The organism is Cetobacterium sp. NK01, assembly GCF_024506395.1.
GTDB classification, from domain to species: domain Bacteria; phylum Fusobacteriota; class Fusobacteriia; order Fusobacteriales; family Fusobacteriaceae; genus Cetobacterium_A; species Cetobacterium_A somerae_A.
In genome coordinates, this window is sequence record NZ_JANIBO010000002.1 from 138668 (window position 1) to 158004 (window position 19337).

At 28.2% G+C, this 19337-nt stretch carries 13 protein-coding genes; 7 read left to right on the forward strand and 6 right to left on the reverse strand.

Annotated features, from left to right (window positions below):
- Positions 1–8: 8 nt before the first annotated feature.
- Together NON08_RS09835 and NON08_RS09840 are read right to left on the reverse strand one after the other, a co-directional pair.
- Positions 9–938, reverse strand: coding sequence for an AAA family ATPase (locus NON08_RS09835; protein WP_256691384.1), 930 nt, complete (start codon positions 936–938; stop codon positions 9–11).
- Between the two features lie 135 nt (positions 939–1073).
- Positions 1074–3425: a bifunctional diguanylate cyclase/phosphodiesterase gene (locus NON08_RS09840; RefSeq protein ID WP_256691385.1), complete on the reverse strand. Its 2352-nt coding sequence runs from the start codon at positions 3423–3425 to the stop codon at positions 1074–1076.
- 144 nt (positions 3426–3569) lie between these two features.
- Here NON08_RS09840 and NON08_RS09845 point away from each other — a divergent pair, with 144 nt between their 5' ends.
- Positions 3570–4364, forward strand: coding sequence for a Cof-type HAD-IIB family hydrolase (locus tag NON08_RS09845; protein WP_256691386.1), 795 nt, complete (start codon positions 3570–3572; stop codon positions 4362–4364).
- A 42-nt stretch (positions 4365–4406) separates the two neighbouring features.
- Here the strand turns inward: NON08_RS09845 and NON08_RS09850 are convergent, their stop codons facing one another.
- Entirely contained in the window at positions 4407–4910 is a 504-nt protein-coding gene (locus tag NON08_RS09850; protein WP_256691387.1) for a hypothetical protein, read from the reverse strand.
- Between the two features lie 65 nt (positions 4911–4975).
- Positions 4976–6247, reverse strand: coding sequence for an aldehyde dehydrogenase family protein (locus NON08_RS09855; protein ID WP_256691389.1), 1272 nt, complete (start codon positions 6245–6247; stop codon positions 4976–4978).
- Positions 6248–6381: 134 nt separating this feature from the next.
- Between NON08_RS09855 and NON08_RS09860 the strand changes: the two genes are divergently transcribed.
- The 5 genes from NON08_RS09860 to NON08_RS09880 all read left to right on the forward strand — a co-directional run bounded on the left by NON08_RS09860 (position 6382) and on the right by NON08_RS09880 (position 15800).
- On the forward strand, positions 6382–8067 hold the full coding sequence (locus tag NON08_RS09860) for a M3 family oligoendopeptidase (RefSeq protein WP_256691390.1): 1686 nt from the start codon (positions 6382–6384) through the stop codon (positions 8065–8067).
- A 126-nt stretch (positions 8068–8193) separates the two neighbouring features.
- Positions 8194–10374 carry a TolC family protein gene (locus NON08_RS09865; RefSeq protein ID WP_256691391.1) on the forward strand — a complete coding sequence of 727 codons (2181 nt, stop codon included), beginning with the start codon at positions 8194–8196 and terminating at the stop codon, positions 10372–10374.
- A gap of 12 nt (positions 10375–10386) precedes the next feature.
- Entirely contained in the window at positions 10387–11475 is a 1089-nt protein-coding gene (locus NON08_RS09870; RefSeq protein WP_256691392.1) for an efflux RND transporter periplasmic adaptor subunit, read from the forward strand.
- Between the two features lie 2 nt (positions 11476–11477).
- The gene (locus tag NON08_RS09875; RefSeq protein WP_256691393.1) at positions 11478–14678 is read left to right on the forward strand and encodes an efflux RND transporter permease subunit; all 3201 of its coding nucleotides are present in this window, start codon (positions 11478–11480) and stop codon (positions 14676–14678) included.
- Between the two features lie 135 nt (positions 14679–14813).
- Positions 14814–15800 carry a 2-hydroxyacid dehydrogenase gene (locus NON08_RS09880; RefSeq protein ID WP_256691394.1) on the forward strand — a complete coding sequence of 329 codons (987 nt, stop codon included), beginning with the start codon at positions 14814–14816 and terminating at the stop codon, positions 15798–15800.
- 40 nt (positions 15801–15840) lie between these two features.
- Here NON08_RS09880 and dacB read toward each other — a convergent pair whose 3' ends face one another.
- Together dacB and sstT are read right to left on the reverse strand one after the other, a co-directional pair.
- The gene (dacB, locus tag NON08_RS09885) at positions 15841–17322 is read right to left on the reverse strand and encodes a D-alanyl-D-alanine carboxypeptidase/D-alanyl-D-alanine-endopeptidase (protein WP_256691395.1); all 1482 of its coding nucleotides are present in this window, start codon (positions 17320–17322) and stop codon (positions 15841–15843) included.
- Between the two features lie 126 nt (positions 17323–17448).
- The gene (gene sstT / locus NON08_RS09890) at positions 17449–18684 is read right to left on the reverse strand and encodes a serine/threonine transporter SstT (protein WP_256691396.1); all 1236 of its coding nucleotides are present in this window, start codon (positions 18682–18684) and stop codon (positions 17449–17451) included.
- Positions 18685–18838: 154 nt separating this feature from the next.
- Between sstT and NON08_RS09895 the strand changes: the two genes are divergently transcribed.
- The gene (locus NON08_RS09895) at positions 18839–19276 is read left to right on the forward strand and encodes an ACT domain-containing protein (RefSeq protein ID WP_023050600.1); all 438 of its coding nucleotides are present in this window, start codon (positions 18839–18841) and stop codon (positions 19274–19276) included.
- The last annotated feature ends 61 nt before the right edge of the window (positions 19277–19337 follow it).

Genomic DNA, 19337 nt, shown 5'->3' on the forward strand with positions numbered 1-19337 from the left:
GTCTCTCCTTATGGTAAAATAACTGTTTTTAATATATCATCTATTATGTCTTCCACTTTTTTATCCTCAGCTTCAGCTTCATATGTTAAAATAAGTCTATGACGTAAAACATCATAAATAACTTTCTTTATATCTTGTGGCATTACAAAGTCCCTACCTTCCAAAAATGCCGCTGCTTTAGAAGCTATAACTAAACTTATACTTGCTCTAGGGGAAGCCCCACATGCTATATAATCAGAGTGCTCTCTAGTTTTAAAAACTATATCTAAGATATATTTTTTTAGTTTTGAATCTATGCTAACTTTTTTTATTGTTTCTTTTATCTCTTCTAAATCTTCTAAAGTAACTATTGTTTCAATAGATATATCTGAAAACTCTTTCTCACCCGTTAATAAATCTAAGATCTCCATCTCCTCTTCATAAGTTGGATATTCAATTTTTACTTTCATTAAAAATCTATCTTGTTGTGCTTCTGGTAGAGGATATGTACCATCTTGTTCAATAGGATTTTGTGTAGCAAGCACTATAAATGGTTTATCTAATTTAAATGTTTCATTCGCTATTGTAACTTGCTTTTCTTGCATTGCTTCTAAAAGTGCTGATTGAACCTTTGCAGGAGCTCTATTTATTTCATCTGCAAGAACAATATTGGCAAATATCGGACCTTTTTTTACACTAAATTCTCCTGTTTTTTCATTATACATCTCTGTACCTATAATGTCACTAGGTAGTAAATCTGGAGTGAACTGAATTCTTGAAAAACTTAGTCCTAGAGTTTCAGATATAGTGTTTACTGTTAATGACTTTGCCAATCCAGGAAGTCCTTCTAATAAAATATGATTTCCTGTTAAAATTCCAATTAGAATTTTCTCTACCATATCTTTCTGTCCAATTACCTTTTTAGAAATCTCATTTTTTAAAGTATTAATTCTTTCCATACTTTCCTCCTAATTTTTATTTAAATATATATTATTATACGACATCTTTTATAAAGTCTTTTATAAAATCCCTAAATTTTTTGACGAAAAAAAAAGAGCAAAAGTTTTAGACTATCACTCTGATTTTTATTTTTTTTATAATATTGTTTCTTCTATTACATGTCTAGGAAGTGGTTTTGAAAATAAATACCCTTGAATAAAATCAGCTTTCATATATTTTAATAAACCTAAATCCTCTTCTGTTTCAACACCCTCTGCAACTACTTTTAAATTTAAAGCATGAGCTGTATCTATACATAATTTAACTAATGTTCGATATTCTTCACTGTCTTTCATTCCCCAAATAAAACTCTTATCAATTTTAATATTTGATAAAGGGATCTTGACTAAATAACTAAAGGATGAGTACCCTGTTCCAAAGTCATCTAAAGATATTTTGATTCCAATATCTTTAAGTTCTTTTATTTTCAAGATATTCTCTCCCATATTTTGAAGCAATACAGTTTCTGTTATTTCAATTCCTACATTTTTAGGATCTACCCCTGTCTCTTCAATAACTTTTTTTACAGTTCTAACAAAACTATGCTTCATTATTTGAACTGCAGATATATTAACAGAAACAATAACTTTTCTCTGTCTATTTTGATTTATTTTTTTAGCAAATGAGAATGCACTTTTTATTATAAATTTTCCAATTTCATCAATTAAAGTTGATTTCTCCATAATATTTATAATGTCTACAATAGGTACTTTTCTATACTTATCATTGTTCCATCTAAGAAGAGCCTCTAATCCCACAAGTTCTTTATTGCATGTGTATTGCGGTTGATAATGAAGCTCTAATTCATCTTTATCAAGAGCGTTTCTCAGATCTTGTTCTATCTCTTCATTTAAACATCTTTTTTTATCTAAATCTCTATTATAAAATACATATTGATTTTTCCCTTGATCTTTAGCTTTATAAAGAGCTAGATCACCTTTAGTTAAAAAGTTATCTATAGTTTCCTCTCCTGTATTTCCTGTAACAATACCAATACTTGCTGATAATTTATTAAATTTTCTTGTTTTTCCATTTAAAAGATTCAAGATTTTCTCTGCCATTTCTGTAGCAAACTCCTTGCTCATCTTTCCTTCCCATACAATAACAAATTCATCTCCACCTATTCTAGAGACAAATCCATTTTTACATATCACTTGAAGTTCCTCTCCAAATTCAATTAAAATCTGATCTCCATGCTGATGACCAAAGCTATCATTCAAAGACTTAAAATTATCTAAATCCATAAACATAATTGTAGCATCTGAATCTTTCTTTACAAGATGATTTTCTACGTAGTCGTACAATCCTCTTCTATTAGCAAGACCTGTTAAAGAATCTGTATATGCCATTTTTTTTATTCTAGCTTCTTGGCTTTTTACCTCAGTAACATCTCTCATTGTACAAACTATGCCAATAACTTCTCCTGAAATATCTATAATTGGCGATTTAAACACTTCTACTATTTTTTCACCATTTTTAGTTTTTAAAGTTCTTACTAAAGCTATATTACTTTTATTATATATAACATCTTTGTCTTCTATTTCAATACTTTCTTTATGTTCTTCTCCTAAAAAATCTTCCTCTTTTAGTGCAATATATAAAAATCTATTAATATCTGTCAGCTTATAGAAAGTTGAATTATTTTGGATAATATCTCCTTTTCTATTTTTAGTAAATACTGCAAACGGCATATTTTCTAAAAGAATATCAAATTTAACATCTTTATTTTTAAGATCTGTTATGTCTTTAGCTATTCCCATTGTTCCTAAAATATTATCTTTTCTATCAACAACAGGAACTTTATATATATTAAATTGCTTATATCCTTTTTTACCTGGAATTATCTCATCAAAAACTAATCTTTTTCTTTCATTCATAACTCTCAAATCATATTGACGACAATTTTCCCCAATCATGCCATCCCATACAAATTGATCCCCTTTTCCTCTAATTGTATCAAAATCCTTACCACAGTGTTCTTTAAATTCATTATTTACAATCATATATTCACTATTTTTATTTTTGAACCAAGCCATATAAGGAATGTTATCTAATAAGGTATAAAACTTCAGTTTATTTTCTTCAGCTTCTTCTTTAATTAAAATATTTTCTTTTAATTGATCTAAAACTAACCTAATCTCTTTTAAAGAATACGGTTTTAAAAGAAAATTTTGAGCTCCTCTTTTTATATAATCTGAAGGTCTTTCCTCCTTTAAAATATTAACAGAAACTATTATTCTATCTAATTTTTCTTTGAAATTTTCAAAAACATAGTCATTATAGCTATCGAATATTATAAAATCATAGCTTTTAAAATCCGTTTTAAAATAATCTATGACATTAGAAAAGTCAAAATCGTAATCTTGTAGTAGATGTAATCCTAACTCTTCAAGGGATATTTTTGTGCTTTCACTTTCATGTAAAATTAAAACCTTTGATTTTTTCATTTAACTTCCTTTACTCCTGATTTTTTACGTTGTAACACTTGTTTTATAATATTTTAACATATTTTATAATTATTGAAAATATTAATATTGAAATTCTAATCTTTTGAGACTATAATAATTATAAAAACAATTTAGGGGGAGTATATGTATAAATTAATAGTTTCAGATTTAGATGGAACTTTAGTTGATAGTAATAAAAATGTTTCTGAGTATACAAAAGATATTGTAAATTTATTAAAACAAAAAGGGATCGAATTTATTATTGCAACAGGAAGGAGTTATAAAGGTGCTAAGCATGTATACGATACCTTGAAATTGGATACTGAGATTATCTGCAATAATGGAACAACTATTTATAATAGTAACGGAGACCTTATCTTTCAAAGAACTATTGATCCTAAAATTACACTTGAAGTTTTCAAAAAATCTTTAGAAGAAAACTGTATATTTTTTGCTACATACGGTGTACAAGTTTTTATAGGAGAGGGAACTATTGAAGAAGCTAATACTTTTTTATATAATCCTCTAGATAATCCAATTGAAATTAATTTAGACAATATAAATCAATACATATTTGAAAAAATTGTTTTAATGGATAAAAATGGTAATAAATTGAAATATCTTTCAAATTTTTTCAATCAGTACGATGAAATCAATGCCTTTATATCGCAAGAAGACTATTTAGATATTGTCCATTTTGAAACTTCTAAAGGACAAGCTGTAAAAACTTTAGCAAATTTAAAAAATATAGATTTAAAAAATGTTATAGCTTTTGGAGATGCTTTTAATGATTATGAAATGTTAAAAGTAGCCGGAAAAGGACTTGTTATGGGAAATGCTTTTGAAGATTTGAAAAAAGAGTTTGAAACTATAGGTTTTACAAATGATGAAAGTGGTGTTGCTAAGTATTTAGCAAATTTATTTTTGTTGAACAAATAAAACAAAAGGGAACTTAAATAAGTTCCCTTTTGTTTTATAGACTTAGAAAAAGTTATATCCTAATGTAAAGCTAACTTGCTCTAATTTATCATTTCCTCTTCTATCTCCATCAATTTCAGTAATAGAGTATAAAACTTCTCCTTGTAATGCAAAAATATCCATTCCTATTCCTGCACCATAAAAATATTTACCATCTGGTTTAGAATTAGAAACACTATCTCTAGTGTATAATACCTTACCTACTTTACCAACTAAATATGGTTTTACACCCATTGGAAATAAATTCATTTTTACAAGACCATAAGCTGGTACTGTTTCAATATCTGTTCCAGATGTTTTTCCATTATAAGCAATTCCCACACCTACATCTGCTAAAAGTAAAGTTTGAGTCACTTCTAATCCTATTGTTGGAGCATAACTTTCAAAACTTTTATCCTCTTTATTATAAGATTTTGTATTTGTTATTGCTCCTAATCTTAAATGTGCATCTACTGCAAATGATGTCACACTTGCTGCTAAAAATAACGCTATTAATCCCTTTTTCATCTCTTCTCCTTAAATATAACTAGTATTGTGTATATTGTATAATATTTTTTAAAGAAGTTCTATATTTATTTTTTTATTTTACTTAAAATTAAATTAATAACTCTATTTATAGTAGATATCTTTAAACTACTTCCTTCAAAGATAGGTTTATAATGTGTAAAAGTATCAAAAGAATACTTTCCATGATATTGTCCTAATCCACTATTACCTATACCACCAAACGGCACCTTTCTATCTAAAATTTGTAGCATTGTTCCATTAATACAAACTCCTCCTGCTTTTATTCCTCTTGTAGATATATTTCCTTTTTCGCTTCTAAATATATACAAGGCTAAAGGTGAAGGCTTTCCTCTTAAATCCCAATACACTTTATCTAGACTCTCATATTCAATTAGCGGTAGTATTGGACCAAAAATTTCTTCTTCTAAAATAGGATCTGTATCTTTTGGATTTAAAGTTATTGTAAATGGAAAAACTCCTTTATCCTTACTATCTTCATCAATTTTTCCATTTTGATATATTATATTTTGATTTTCTAAAAGTTTATTTAATCTATCAAAATGTATATCATTTATTATTTTTCCTCCAACATCTCCATTTTTTCTTATATAAGCTCTTGCTAGCTCTACAAATTTTTCACTTGTTCCTTTTGGTAAATAAATATAGTCTGGAGCTATACATGTTTGTCCTCTATTAAAAAATTTACCCCAAATTATTTTTTCTACCGCTTCATCTAAACAGTGCTCATCTTCTATTATTACTGGAGATTTCCCGCCAAGTTCTAATGTTACTGGAGTTAGATTTTCTGCAGCCTTTAAATAAATTTCTTTACCAACTTTACTACTTCCTGTAAAAAATATATAGTCAAATTTAGAATCTAAGATTTTTTTTGTTTCTTCTAAGTCTCCTAAAACTACTTCGATATCCTCTAGTGCACTGTCTTCAATTATTTTTTTTATTATATCACTAGAATTTTTTGAATATTCTGAGGGTTTTAGTACAACTTCATTTCCTGCTGCTATTGCTCCAATCAATGGTAAAAATGTTAGATTAAAGGGATAGTTCCAAGGTGATATAATTAAAACTTTCCCATAAGGTTCTGGTTGTAAAACTGTTCCACAACCTATAAAATTAAAAAAGCTTCTTATTTTCTCAGGCTCACTCCACTTTTCTAAATTTTTTATAAAATAATCAAATTCTGACATTACAGGATAATATTCTGTTAATCTACTTTCTTCAAAATTTTTCCCTAAATCCTTATATAATGCATCTGCTATTAAATTTTTATTTTTTTCAAAAGATTTTTTTAACTTCTCTATTTTATCTATATTTTTCATTTTATACCCCCTTTGAAAAAACCTTTTTTGTTTCTATACTGTTTTTTTTATTTTTTCCTTTAAAAATTTTTTTATTGATCAACTTCATAATTTCCTCTATAATATAGATATTTTAAAATAAAAAGGAGGAGTTTATGAAATTTAAAGATTTTAAATACGAAAGACCTATCTATGATTCTACTAAGGAAAAGATAAATAATTTAATAGGAACTTTAAAAAACTCTAAAGATATTCAAGAACAAAAAAATATAGTTAATGAAATAAATCATATTAGAAATCATGTTTCGTCAATGTCTAGTATAGCTCATATTAGACATACAATAAATACTGAAGATGAATTTTATGATAAAGAAAATGAATACTGGGATGAAATCTCACCACTATATCAAGAGCTAGATTCTAATTTTTATGAAGTTATGGTTAATCATTCAAATAAAAGTGAATTAGTTAAAGTGTTTGGAGAACAACTTTTTAAACTTATGGAAAATAGTTTAAAAACATTTTCTACTGAAATTATAGAGGATTTACAAGAAGAGAATAAAGAAGTTTCTAAATATGTTAAACTTTTAGCCTCTGCTAAAATTTTATTTGATGGAAAAGAAAGAAATCTATCAGGTATGACACCCTATATTCTATCTAAAGATAGGACAATTAGAAAAGCTGCCCAAGAAGCAAAATCAACTTTTTTTATAAATAATGAAAAGAAATTTGATGATATTTTTAATAATCTTGTTAATATAAGAGTTAAGATAGCTCATAAACTTGGTTTTAAAAATTTTATTGAATTAGGATATTTAAGAATGAATAGAATTGACTATAACTCTGAAATGGTTGACTCTTTTAGAAAACAAGTTTTAGAAAGTATAGTACCTATAGCTTCTAATCTCTATGAAAAACAAAAGGAAAGATTAAATCTAGATACTCTTAAGTATTATGATGAAAAATTTGAATTTAATGATGGAAATCCTACCCCTAAAGGAGATTCTAACTGGATTATCGAACAAGGTAAAAAGATGTATCACGAACTTTCTCCTGAAACAGGAGAATTTATTGATTTTATGATTAATAACGATCTAATGGATTTGACAACTAAAAAAGGTAAGGCTGGAGGGGGATACTGTACTTTTATTCCTGATTATAAATCTCCTTTTATTTTTTCAAACTTTAATGGAACAAGTGGAGATATTGATGTATTAACTCATGAGGCAGGACATGCTTTTCAAGTTTATAGATCTAGTTGGATTGAAATTCCTGAACTTCTTTGGGCTACATATGAAAGTTCAGAAATTCATTCAATGAGTATGGAATTTTTTACTTGGAATTGGATGGAAAACTTTTTCAAAGAAGATACTAATAAATATAAATATCTTCACCTAAGCAGCGCTATTAAATTTATTCCATATGGTGTATTAGTCGATCATTTTCAACATAAAATTTATGAAAATCCAAATTTAACACCTTCTGAAAGAAAAACCATTTGGAGAGAACTAGAAAAGGTATATAAACCTCATAGCGATTATTCTGAAAATCCGTTTTTAAATAAAGGAACTTGGTGGTTCCAGCAAGCTCATATATTTGAGGTTCCTTTTTATTATATCGATTATACTTTAGCTCAAATTTGTGCTTTACAGTTTTGGCAAAAAATGAACAAAGATTATAAAAATTCTTGGAAAGACTATCTAGACCTTTGTCACGAAGGTGGAACTAAATCTTTTTTAAATCTTTTAAAAGTGGCAAAATTACAATCTCCATTTGAGGATAAATGTGTAGAAAATATAATGATTGATGTTAAAGAATTTTTAAATAATTTTCATTTTTAAAGGATTATAGGCAATAAATCAGTAAAAGAAGTATTTTATATACTTCTTTTTTTATTTTACAAAAGGATTTTTTTACTTTTGACAGAATATGATTAGTGATACAATTAATTTTCAGGGAGGGTCCTTATGGGAAAAATCTTTTTTTTACTTTTAATTTTTAATTTTTCTTTGTTTGCTAAAACACTAGATGTTGGAGTTATTTTAGAAAATCACTCTGAATGCTCACAAAATGCTTTAGATATTCTTAAAGATGAATTAAATAAAAATTTTGCAGGTACAAATTTTTCACCTAAAATTACCGAAAAATATTACCTAACTAATCACAATATTCAAGATGGAATAAATAAACTTAATGCCAATTCTAAAATTGACGCTGTTTTTATTTTAACTTGTGCTCCTCTAGAGAACATAACTAATTTAAAAAACAATAAATTCTATTCTGTTCCTCTAGGTTTTGGAGACAAGGGATACAATGTTCCAAAAAATTTAAATTATATTTATAGTAATCTTAATTTAAACGATTACTTAATGCCATTTAAAGATTTAAATGGTATTACAGAAATAGATGTTCTTATTTCTAATATGAATTCAAATAATTTAAATTATCTTGCTAAACATACAAATATTCCTGGAATTAAAGTTAATGTACTTAGAGCTACAAAAGATAATCTTTTAAATGCTATTGATAAAAAAATACCATCATTTCTAATAGATTTTAATGAAGAATTAAAACCTTATGCTTATTCTGGATTAAATTTAGAAAAAGAGTTTAGAAAAAGATTAAGAGCTGCATCTTTAAATTACATGTTTTTTAAAACACAAAAAGATATAAGTCAAATAGTTGAAGTAAATCCACCAATTAAAGATATATACTTAAATTCTGATGTTGCTTCTAAAATTGATGTATATCCTAATTTAATTTTCTTACAAAGTTTATCTCAAGTTAATTTTTCTCAAACAAACTATCCTAAGTTATCATTAAAGTTTGCTATTAAAAGAGCATTAGATTCTAACTTAGACTTATTACAAGTTAAACAAAATGTATTTTCTAACTTCTATAATGTTAAAGTTACTAACTCTAAGAGATTACCTCAACTTTCTGCTAACATGGATTATGCCGCTTTAGATGATAGATCACCTTCTTTTAAACAAGGTTCTCCTACTAACAGTGTAAACTCTTACTTAGAACTTTCACAAGTAATATTTAGTGATCAAATAAACGCTAGTGTTTTCATTGAAAAATTAGCATTAGATTCTAGTAGGAAAGCATATGATCAACAAAAATTAGATACTATATATTACGTTGCTTCTACTTACGTTAATATTTTACAGCTGAAAGCACAATTTGAAATACAAATGAGTAACTATAATCTATTGAGAGAAACATTAAATATAGCTCAAATTAACTACAACGTTGGAGCTGGCGGTTTACAAGATGTTTATAGATTACAATCTGACGTTGCAGGAGCTCTTTCTGACATTTCAAATATTCAAGGAGAAATAAGAGCACAAGAGATCTATTTAAATAACTTACTTAACTATCCTCAAGGAAATAGCTATACTTATGAAAATTTAGATGAAGTATCTTCATATTTTTTACTTAATCAAAACTTAGGTAAAAACTTTACTTTCGGTTCTGACAAAGCTAAAAGAATTGAGAATTTCTTAGTACATGGTGCTATTAATAATTCTAACTCTTTAAAACAAATTGATAACAACATTAAAAGTAAAGAAAGAGAATATGTAGCTAATAAAAGAGAGAGATATTTACCTACTGTTACTGCAGCTGGTAATTACTATAAAAATAATGTTGTTACTCCTTGGGGACAAAACTCTAACAAAGATTTCCCTGATGAATATTGGCAAGCTGGTATTAATGTTTCTTTACCTCTTATAAGTGGAGGAGAGATTTACTATAATGGAAAAGTTATTCAAAGCGAATTACAGGCTCTTGAATACAATAAGCTTTCTGCACAAAGCCAATTATCTAAACAAGTTTTACAAACATATACTACATTATTATCTAACTTTGTTCAAAGTTATACTACTAAGATTTCATCTGATGTAGCTAAAAAAAATCTAGACATTGTAAAAAATCTTTATGCTGAAGGTACTATTACAATTACTGATTTTCTATCTGCACAAAATAACACTTTAAGTCAAGAGCTAAATCATGTTATTGAAAACTTTAACTTAATTAACTCTACTTTAAAACTTGAAAATCTTTATGGAAAATCATCTCTAACAATGAGCGATGCCGAAAGAAAAAGCTTACTTTTAGAACTTCAAAAAGAGTTAGGAAATTAGGAGGGAACAATTATGAAAAATAAATTACTTATATGCACGCTTTTAGTTTTACTTTTAGCATGTGGAAAAGATAAAAATGAAGACAATGCAGGTGACGTTAAATCTGTTGTTTATGAAAAAGTTGAGAAAAAAGATTATGATGTGAAAAGATCATATTCAGGTACCGTTAATACTGAGGCTTTATCTGATTTAAGTTTCAGAGTTTCAGGAACTATAAATAATCGTATTGCACAACTTGGTGACGTTGTGAAAAAAGGACAAATTTTAGCGACATTAGATCCTATTGAATACCAACTTAGTTATCAGCAATCTTTATCTGATTTAGATAAAGGAAATGCAAATCTAGCTGAATCAACAGCTAATTTTAAAAGATCTGAAGCACTATATTTAGAAAATAGTATTTCTAAAGCTTCTTATGATAGCGCAACTGCAAATTATAAGTCTGCTATTTCATCTGTTAAAGCTTTAGAAGATGCTGTAAATTTAGCTAAAGTTAAACTTGATTACACTATGCTTGTTGCTCCAAGCGATGGATCTATTGGAGAGGTAAAAAGTGAGGTTAACCAAACTGTATCTCCAAACACTGTTGTTTTTGTTCTAAATACTTTTGGTGAAAGATATGTGGAGTTCAATGTTTCTCAATCTGTAGTTGGTGATTTAAATTTAGGAGAGGAAGTAGAAATCGAAATAATTTCTCTTAATAATTTAAAAATTAAAGGAACTATTACAAATATCGGTACTCTTTCTGTTGGATATGGTGGTACTTACCCTATAAAAGCTAAAATTATAGATCCATTAGATAATGTAAAAGTTGGTATGACAGCTAAAGTTATTGTAACAATAAACAAACCTGAAAAAATCATTGCAGTTCCTTTAACTGCTATTTTAACTGCACCAAATGGAGAAAAGTATGTATATGTAGTTCAAAACCTTGAAAATAATGTAGGTGTTGTAAAAAAGAGAGTTGTTACACTAGGTGATACAACTGAAATCGGTGTTGAAATTTTAAGTGGACTTGAAAATAATGATGTTGTCGTTACAAAAGGAAGTAGCGTTCTTTTAGAGGATCAAAAGGTTTCTCTTTTAAAAGGGGCTGAATAGTTATGAAGTTAACCGAATTAGCAATTAAGAATAAAGTTACTACCTATTTTTTAATAGTAATCCTGCTTATTGGTGGATATCTATCTTACGACAAATCAGAGAAAGCTCAAGATCCTGGTTTTACAATAAAAGTAGCTCTTATTACAACAAATTGGCCTGGTGCTACAGCTAAGCAGATGGCTGATTTAGTTAGTAAAAGAATTGCCGACCAAGTTCAAAATATGGATTCGTTATGGTATGTTAATTCCACTAATACAGATGGACAATCTAATGTGTATGTTAATATCAAAGCTGAATATAAAGATATTCAGCCTGTTTGGACAGAGCTGAGAAATAGAATTAATACATTTGTTGTTCCAAATCTTCCTCAAGGAGTTCAGGCTCCTCAAATAAACACCTTCTATGGTGATATTTATGGAACTCTTCTTGCTATTGGGGGAGATGGATACACTTATGAGGAGCTTTATAAAACTGCATACCAATTAAAAGAAGTTTTATTGTTTAATGTTCCTCAAATTGGAAGTATTGATATTTCTGGTATTCAAAACGAAACTATCTATATTGATGTAGATAACAAACTTTTATCTCAATCTGGTATAACTTTAGAAAATATAATAAATACTTTAAATAAATCTAATGTTATTATTAAGGGTGGTAATATTGTTATTGAAGATAATAGACTTAAAGTTTCTCCAAGTGGTAACTTTAAAAGTATTGATGACATTAAAAATACTATTATTACTAGTCCTAATGGAAATTCAAGTATTTATTTAAGTGAGATAGCTAATGTCTATAAAGGCTACCAAGAACCATCTCCTTACTCTATTGATTTTAATGGTAATAAATCTTTAGTTTTAGGAATATCTTTAGGAGCTGGAGAAGACGTTTTATTAATGGGAAAAGGAATTCAAAAAACTCTAAAAGAGTATAGAGATGCTTTACCAATAGGTTTAGAAGTTGGAGAGATCTATTATCTTCCAGATTTAGTTCAAACAAATGTAACTGCATTTATTGTTAACCTTTTCCAAGCTGTTACTACAATTATTTTAGTTATGCTTATTTTCTTAGGGTTACGTTCTGGATTAATTGTTGCTGCTTTAACACCTACTTCTATAGCCTTTACACTTATTGGACTTTATTGGTTCGGCTATGGAATAAACCAAATAACTCTAGCAGGACTTATAATTGCTTTAGGAATGCTTGTTGACAACGCTGTTGTTATGTCTGAAAATATAACTGTATTATTAGAAGAGGGACAAAGTAGAATGGATGCTTGTTTAGAGTCTTCTAAAACACTTGCAATTCCATTATTTGTAAGTTCTCTTACAACAATTATGGCATTCTCACCTATAATTTTAAATAAACAAAATATGGGTGAATATGTTGGACCACTTACTATTGTTGTTATGTTTGCTCTTATGAGTTCATGGTTAATAAACCAAACGTTTATTCCTTTACTATGTTATGATTTTATAAAATTAAAACCTGGTGAAAAACAAAATTTAAATAGTAAACCTTATACAATGTATAGAGAAATTTTAATATTAGTTTTAAAACATAAAAAAGTTACTGTTATTGGAACAGCCATATCTTTTATCTTTGGGCTTTGGTTACTTGGTCTTGCACCGGCTAACTTTATGCCAGCTTCAACTGACCCAGTTATGTCAACATATATAAGTTTACCTAAGGGAACTGATATTAATTACACAAGAGAGGTTGTTGAAGATTTAAATAAATTTATTGCAAAGAATTACAGTACTGGTCCTCAAGAACCACTTCCACCTGGACTTTGGGATTATCTTACAACTGGTGGAACAACAAAAACATATGAAAAAGCCGGTGTTTTAAGCTGGGGGTCATTTATTGGAGGAGGTGCTCCTAGATTCTCTACTGGATATTCACCACAGACTCAACTACCTGAATATGCTTACATTATGTATAATCTAACAGATTATAAATTAATACCAAAATTAAGCAAAGAGATTAACGAGTATCTTTTAAATAAGTATCCTGATATGGACGTTGTATCTAAAGGATTAGGAAGTGGAGTATCTCTTGCTAAAGATTTAGGATATGTTTTTGCATCTCGTGATATAGATCTGTTAAAAAAAGTTTCTGAAGAAGTAAAAACTAAATTAACCTCTTTAAAAGGAGCTTATGCTGTTTCAGACAACTGGGGTATTGAAGTTCCTGAAATTTTTATAGAAGTTAATACTGAAAAAGCTCAAATGGCAGGATTTAACAATGAAACTGTTGGAACTTATTTACAATATGTTCTTCAAGGTTATAACGCAAGTGTTTATAGAAACTTTGAAGCTCCACCACAAAGTACAATTATTCCAATAGTTTTAAGAGCTACTAATGAGTATAAAAATGATTTAAATTCAATTGAATCAATTGAATTAATTAACTCACAAGGCCAAGCAGTTCCTTTAAAACAAATTGCAAACATAACACTAAATTATTCTAATAGTCTAGTTGCTACAAGAAATATGGCATATTCAATTGAAATTGATGCTGCAATTAGAGACTTTACTACTCCATTAGAAGTTAATAAACAATTTATGCCTTGGTTAAATGAAAAATTAAAAGAATGGGGTCCAAGTGTTAAATATTATTCATCTGGTATTATGCAAACATCTGATGAGAACCAACAAGCTTTATTCCAACAAGTTCCAATAGCAATTTTAGGTATGTTTTTCCTTGTAGTTGCTCAGTTTAACTCTATGAAAAAAGGACTTACTATTATGTTAGTAATTCCACTTTCTATATTAGGAGTTGCAATTGGTTTACTAATTACAAATACAGATCTTGGATTTATGGCAATGATTGGTATTATATCTCTTGCTGGAGTTGTTCTTAACCATGCTATCATTCTGGTCGATAAGATGACCATTGAAAAAGATGTTTTAAAACGTACAGATCAAGATGCAGTTGTGTTTGGTTGTCAATCAAGACTTAGACCTATTTTCCTAACTGTTGCAACAACATTAGTTGGTCTATTACCTCTATACTTCTTCGGTGGACCATTATTCCAACCAGTTGCTGTTGTTCTTATATTTGGTCTTGTTACAGATACAGTTTTAGCTCTTGGAGTTATTCCTGTTATATATGCACTTTTCTATAAAATAAACTTCTCTGATTACACATATGATGAGCGTCGTTTAATAGAAAATACTCCAAGTGATACGAAAAATAATTAAAAAAAAGGTCCAGTTTAAGCTAAACTGGACTTTTTTTTATCCAAAATATTTTTTGCTCCAAATTAATCTTTACTATATTAAATCTTTAGTGTAGGATTTAATCTGTTTTATAACTTTAATTTTAAGGAGGATTTAATGAAGCTAATTTGTTTTGGAGTTAGAAAAGTGGAACGTGATTTTTTCATAAATTTAAATAGATTTGGGTATGAATTAACTTTAGTTGAAGAGTTATTAAATGATGATAATATAAATTTAGTAGAGAATCATGAAGCAATAATGTTAAGAGCAAATTGTCCTGCTAATAAAAAAAATTTAGAACTCTTCAAAAAATATGGAATCAAATATATTTTAACTAGAACTGTAGGTTATAATCATATTGACTTAGATGCATCTAGAGAACTGGGATTTAAAGTGGCTAGAGTTCCCACATACTCACCAAACGCTATTGGAGAACTAGTGATTACCTTTGCTATGAATTTAGTTAGAAAAGGGGTTTATATGATTAATAGAAGCTTACAGAAGAATTTTATAGTGGATGAGTTTATGTTTAGTAGAGAAATACGAAATTTAACTGTTGGTATAATTGGTACTGGTAAAATTGGTCTTACGACTGCTAAACTTTTTAAAGGTCTTGGATCTAATATTATTGCATATGATGTTTATAAAAATGAATCTGCCAAAGAATTTTTAGAATATGTTTCATTAGATGAATTAATTAAAACTTCTGATATTATAAGCTTACATTGTCCATATATAAAAGGTGTTAACGACAATTTAATTGATGATGATTTTATTAATAAAGCTAAAGATGATGTTATCATAATAAATACTGCTAGAGGAGAGCTTCAAGATGTCGAAGCTGTTATAAGAGGATTAGAAAATGGTAAAGTCGGTGGCTTTGCAACAGATGTGTTCTCTAATGAAAAAGAGTTTTTCTTTAAAGATATGAGAAATAAAACAATTGATGAAAATATTGAGAAGCTTTTAAACCTTTATCCAAAAGTATTGATTACACCTCATATAGGCTCTTACACTGATGAAGCATTAACAAATATGATTGAAATTTCTTATGAAAATCTTAAAGAGTTTATTGAAACAGGCTTTTGTGAAAATCAACTTTAATAAATTAATAATAAAAGCTACGAAAATTCGTAGCTTTTGTTTAAAATATACTATTTAAAAGATTTTCCATTTTTTTTCTCAATTGACTTCTTTCCCCATTCCAATGATTTACCACAATTGCAAAAGCATAAGTTTTTCCATTCTTTTCTACATATCCCGCATATGATTGAATTCCACTCATACTTCCACTTTTTACTTTAACTTTTCCTTCCAATGGAGTATTTTTTAAAAATACTGCCACTGTTCCATCTTTTCCAGCTACAGGCAACAGTCCTTCTAAATTATTCTTAGAGTAAACTAAAATATCTACTAGAAGCTTGGATGAAATAGTATTTCCTCTTGATAATCCACTTCCATCTCTCAATGTTAGTGAATGTATATCTATTCCTTTTTCTTCCCAGAATTTCTCTATATTTATACCTTTTGTTTTTTCTATTAATTGGTATAAATGCTCTGTATAATGGTTATCACTTCTTGTTAATAAAATTTTTACAATTTCAGCTATAGTAGGGGATTTAGTTATAGCTATTATTTTGGGATTTTGTGGTCTTTGTGCTGTTAATCTTGCTGTTTTTACAGTTCCATTAAGTTTTATATTATCTCTTTTTAGATAGTATGAAAAGTATTGTCCTAAAAACAATCCTGGATCTGGAATATCACTTTGAATTGTTAGACCATTTTTACTTTGGGGAACTACACCAAAAATTCTTCTTTTATTTTCTAAAGGAACTCCTCTTACATAAATATCTTTTTTTCCACCTGGCATCACTAAACTCTGATTATCAAAAACTAAGTCTTTTATTTCAGGTTTAGTTTTTATTACTTCAGGTTTTTTACCTGAAACCCCTGTATTTAAATATAAAGTATATATATTGTCAAATACACTTATTCCATAAGTTCCTTGACCATAGTTAGTCCCCATATCTTCCCAAAGCCATTTTCCTGATATACCTTCATAACCAAATAGATCATCTAAAACAATTATATCTCCATTTATAGATTTTATACCTGCTTTTTTTACTTTTTCTGTCCAATCTCTTAAAAATTCTTCTCTATTTATAGAAATTCCATCAGAACCTAAAGTAGGGTCCCCTCCCCCTTGGATATATATATTTCCTGTTAAAACACCATTGACAATTTTTCCATCATATAAAACTTTTGTTTCTAAAACTGTATCTACTCCTAATACCTCTAATGCAGTAGCCGAAGTCAATATTTTTAAAACAGATGCTGGAACCAGTGCACTTTCCTCTCTATAACTATCAATAACCTTACCTGTTTGAGTATCTATTGCATAAAAACTTAGGTTTCCATGCTCTAAAACTTTTGAGTTTACAAATTCGTCAATAGCTTTAGATTTTTTATTTGTTGAGATTACTATAGGAATAATTGGTTCTTGTTCATCTTTTTCAACTGAAGTTATTTTAACTTGATGGACTTCTTTATTATTTATCTCTTCTACATTACTACAACTTATCAATAAAGTTGTAGCTAATAATAAACAAATATATTTTCTTTTCATCACACCACCTCTTATAAGACTTTTTTATATCCTACATCATTTAAAGATTTTTTTAAAGTTTTTTTCTAATTAATTATTTTTTTGAACAACATAAAAAAAGCTTAGAAAAAATCTAAGCTTTTGATTTTATACTTTGCTAACCTCTACTTCTCTTCCCTCTTTTCTCCACTGTGAATATTCTGCAATACTTGTAAATAAAACATCTGTAGATGAGTTTAAAGCTGTTTCACACGAATCTTGAAGAACTCCTATAACAAACCCTACTCCAACAACTTGCATTGCAACATCATTAGATATCCCAAACAAGCTACATGCTAGTGGAATTAAGAGTAATGATCCTCCAGCTACACCTGAAGCTCCACAAGCACTTACAGCTGAAAGAACACTTAGAACAATTGCTGAAAAGAAATCTACTTGAATTCCTAAAGTATGTGCTGCACTTAAAGCAAAGACAGATATTGTAACTGCTGCTCCTGCCATATTTATTGTTGCTCCAAGAGGAATAGAAACTGAATACATATCCTTTTCTAAACCTAGCTTCTCACAAAGATTCATATTTACCGGAATATTCGCTGCTGAACTTCTTGTAAAAAATGCAGTTAATCCACTTTCTTTCAAACATGTAAATACTAATGGATATGGATTTTTTTGAATCATTATAAAAGCTATTATTGGATTAATTATAAGAGCTACTGTTGCCATGCATCCTAGAAGTAAAAGTAAAATCTTTCCATATGATAGTAATCCACTTCCACCACTAGCTTCTATTGAACTAAATATTAATCCCATAACACCAAATGGAGTAAACTCTATAATAAGTTTTACAACTTTTAAAAGAGCTTTAGAAATATCAACTACTACCTCTTTTGTTTCTTCTTTAGCTTCTTTCAAAAAGATACCAAATAATGAACTCCAAAATAAGATTCCTATATAATTTCCATTAAAAAGGGCTTTTACTGGATTATCTATTAAATTTAAAAGTAAAGTTTTTAAAACTCCAACTATATTTTGTGGGGCTGACTCCATATTTACATTAGATACAAGGGATAGGGTAACTGGAAATAAAAAACTTCCTATTACTGCAACTAAACTAGCTAAAAAAGTTCCCAATAAATATAATATCACTATTGATTTTATATTTGTTTTCTGACCTTTTTTATGCTGAACAATCGCAGATATAACTAGGAAAAATACCAATATTGGAGCAACCGCTTTTAGAGCACCTACAAATAAATCTCCAAAAATTGTTATCCAACTCATACTATTAGGAGCAATATATGCTAAAGCTACTCCAAATAATAATCCTATAAAAATTCGTTTTACCAGGCCTAAGCCACACCATACTTTAAATACTTTCTCCATTTTTACCATCTCCCTGTCTTCGTTTTAGAAACATATGTTTGTGTATAGGAGACAATATAGCATATTATTTTTTATAATACAAGTTTTTTTTATAGACATATTTTTTTTTTAAAGTTATACTATCTACAAATGTATATAAATTGGGAGGTTACAAATGAATGGAAAATTTTTGGTTGTAGACAAATCTATCCTTCCAGATTATCTGGAGAAAGTTATTGAGGTTAGAAACTTACTAGCTGAAGGCAAAGTCCAAAATGTTAGTGATGCTGTTAAAATTGTTGGAATAAGTCGAAGTACTTATTATAAATATAAAGATTTTGTATTTTTACCATCTGATAATGCTTTGGGAAAAAAAGCTTTAATATCTCTTATGTTAGAACATGAAAAAGGCGCTTTATCTGAAGTTTTAAATTTTTTATCATCGGTTAATTGTAATATAATTACTATTAATCAAAATATTCCAATTAATAACGTCGCTTCTGTAGTTATATCTTTTGAGATATCTTCAACTTCTCTTCCTCCAGAAGATGTTGTTCATGAACTAAAAAAAATTAAATATGTTAAAATGTCTAGACTTCTAGCATTTGAGTAAAAACTAAAATGTCAACTTTAAGAGAATAATAAAGTTGACATTTTTTCAATTCTGTAATAAT

What these genes read in the sequence shown, in the direction of transcription:
- NON08_RS09835 (WP_256691384.1), bottom strand. Translation starts at nt 938, where the DNA reads ATGGAAAGAATTAATACTTTAAAAAATGAGATTTCTAAAAAGGTAATT.
- NON08_RS09840 (WP_256691385.1), bottom strand. Translation starts at nt 3,425, where the DNA reads ATGAAAAAATCAAAGGTTTTAATTTTACATGAAAGTGAAAGCACAAAA.
- NON08_RS09845 (WP_256691386.1), top strand. Translation starts at nt 3,570, where the DNA reads ATGTATAAATTAATAGTTTCAGATTTAGATGGAACTTTAGTTGATAGT.
- NON08_RS09850 (WP_256691387.1), bottom strand. Translation starts at nt 4,910, where the DNA reads ATGAAAAAGGGATTAATAGCGTTATTTTTAGCAGCAAGTGTGACATCA.
- NON08_RS09855 (WP_256691389.1), bottom strand. Translation starts at nt 6,247, where the DNA reads ATGAAAAATATAGATAAAATAGAGAAGTTAAAAAAATCTTTTGAAAAA.
- NON08_RS09860 (WP_256691390.1), top strand. Translation starts at nt 6,382, where the DNA reads ATGAAATTTAAAGATTTTAAATACGAAAGACCTATCTATGATTCTACT.
- NON08_RS09865 (WP_256691391.1), top strand. Translation starts at nt 8,194, where the DNA reads ATGGGAAAAATCTTTTTTTTACTTTTAATTTTTAATTTTTCTTTGTTT.
- NON08_RS09870 (WP_256691392.1), top strand. Translation starts at nt 10,387, where the DNA reads ATGAAAAATAAATTACTTATATGCACGCTTTTAGTTTTACTTTTAGCA.
- NON08_RS09875 (WP_256691393.1), top strand. Translation starts at nt 11,478, where the DNA reads ATGAAGTTAACCGAATTAGCAATTAAGAATAAAGTTACTACCTATTTT.
- NON08_RS09880 (WP_256691394.1), top strand. Translation starts at nt 14,814, where the DNA reads ATGAAGCTAATTTGTTTTGGAGTTAGAAAAGTGGAACGTGATTTTTTC.
- dacB (WP_256691395.1), bottom strand. Translation starts at nt 17,322, where the DNA reads ATGAAAAGAAAATATATTTGTTTATTATTAGCTACAACTTTATTGATA.
- sstT (WP_256691396.1), bottom strand. Translation starts at nt 18,684, where the DNA reads ATGGAGAAAGTATTTAAAGTATGGTGTGGCTTAGGCCTGGTAAAACGA.
- NON08_RS09895 (WP_023050600.1), top strand. Translation starts at nt 18,839, where the DNA reads ATGAATGGAAAATTTTTGGTTGTAGACAAATCTATCCTTCCAGATTAT.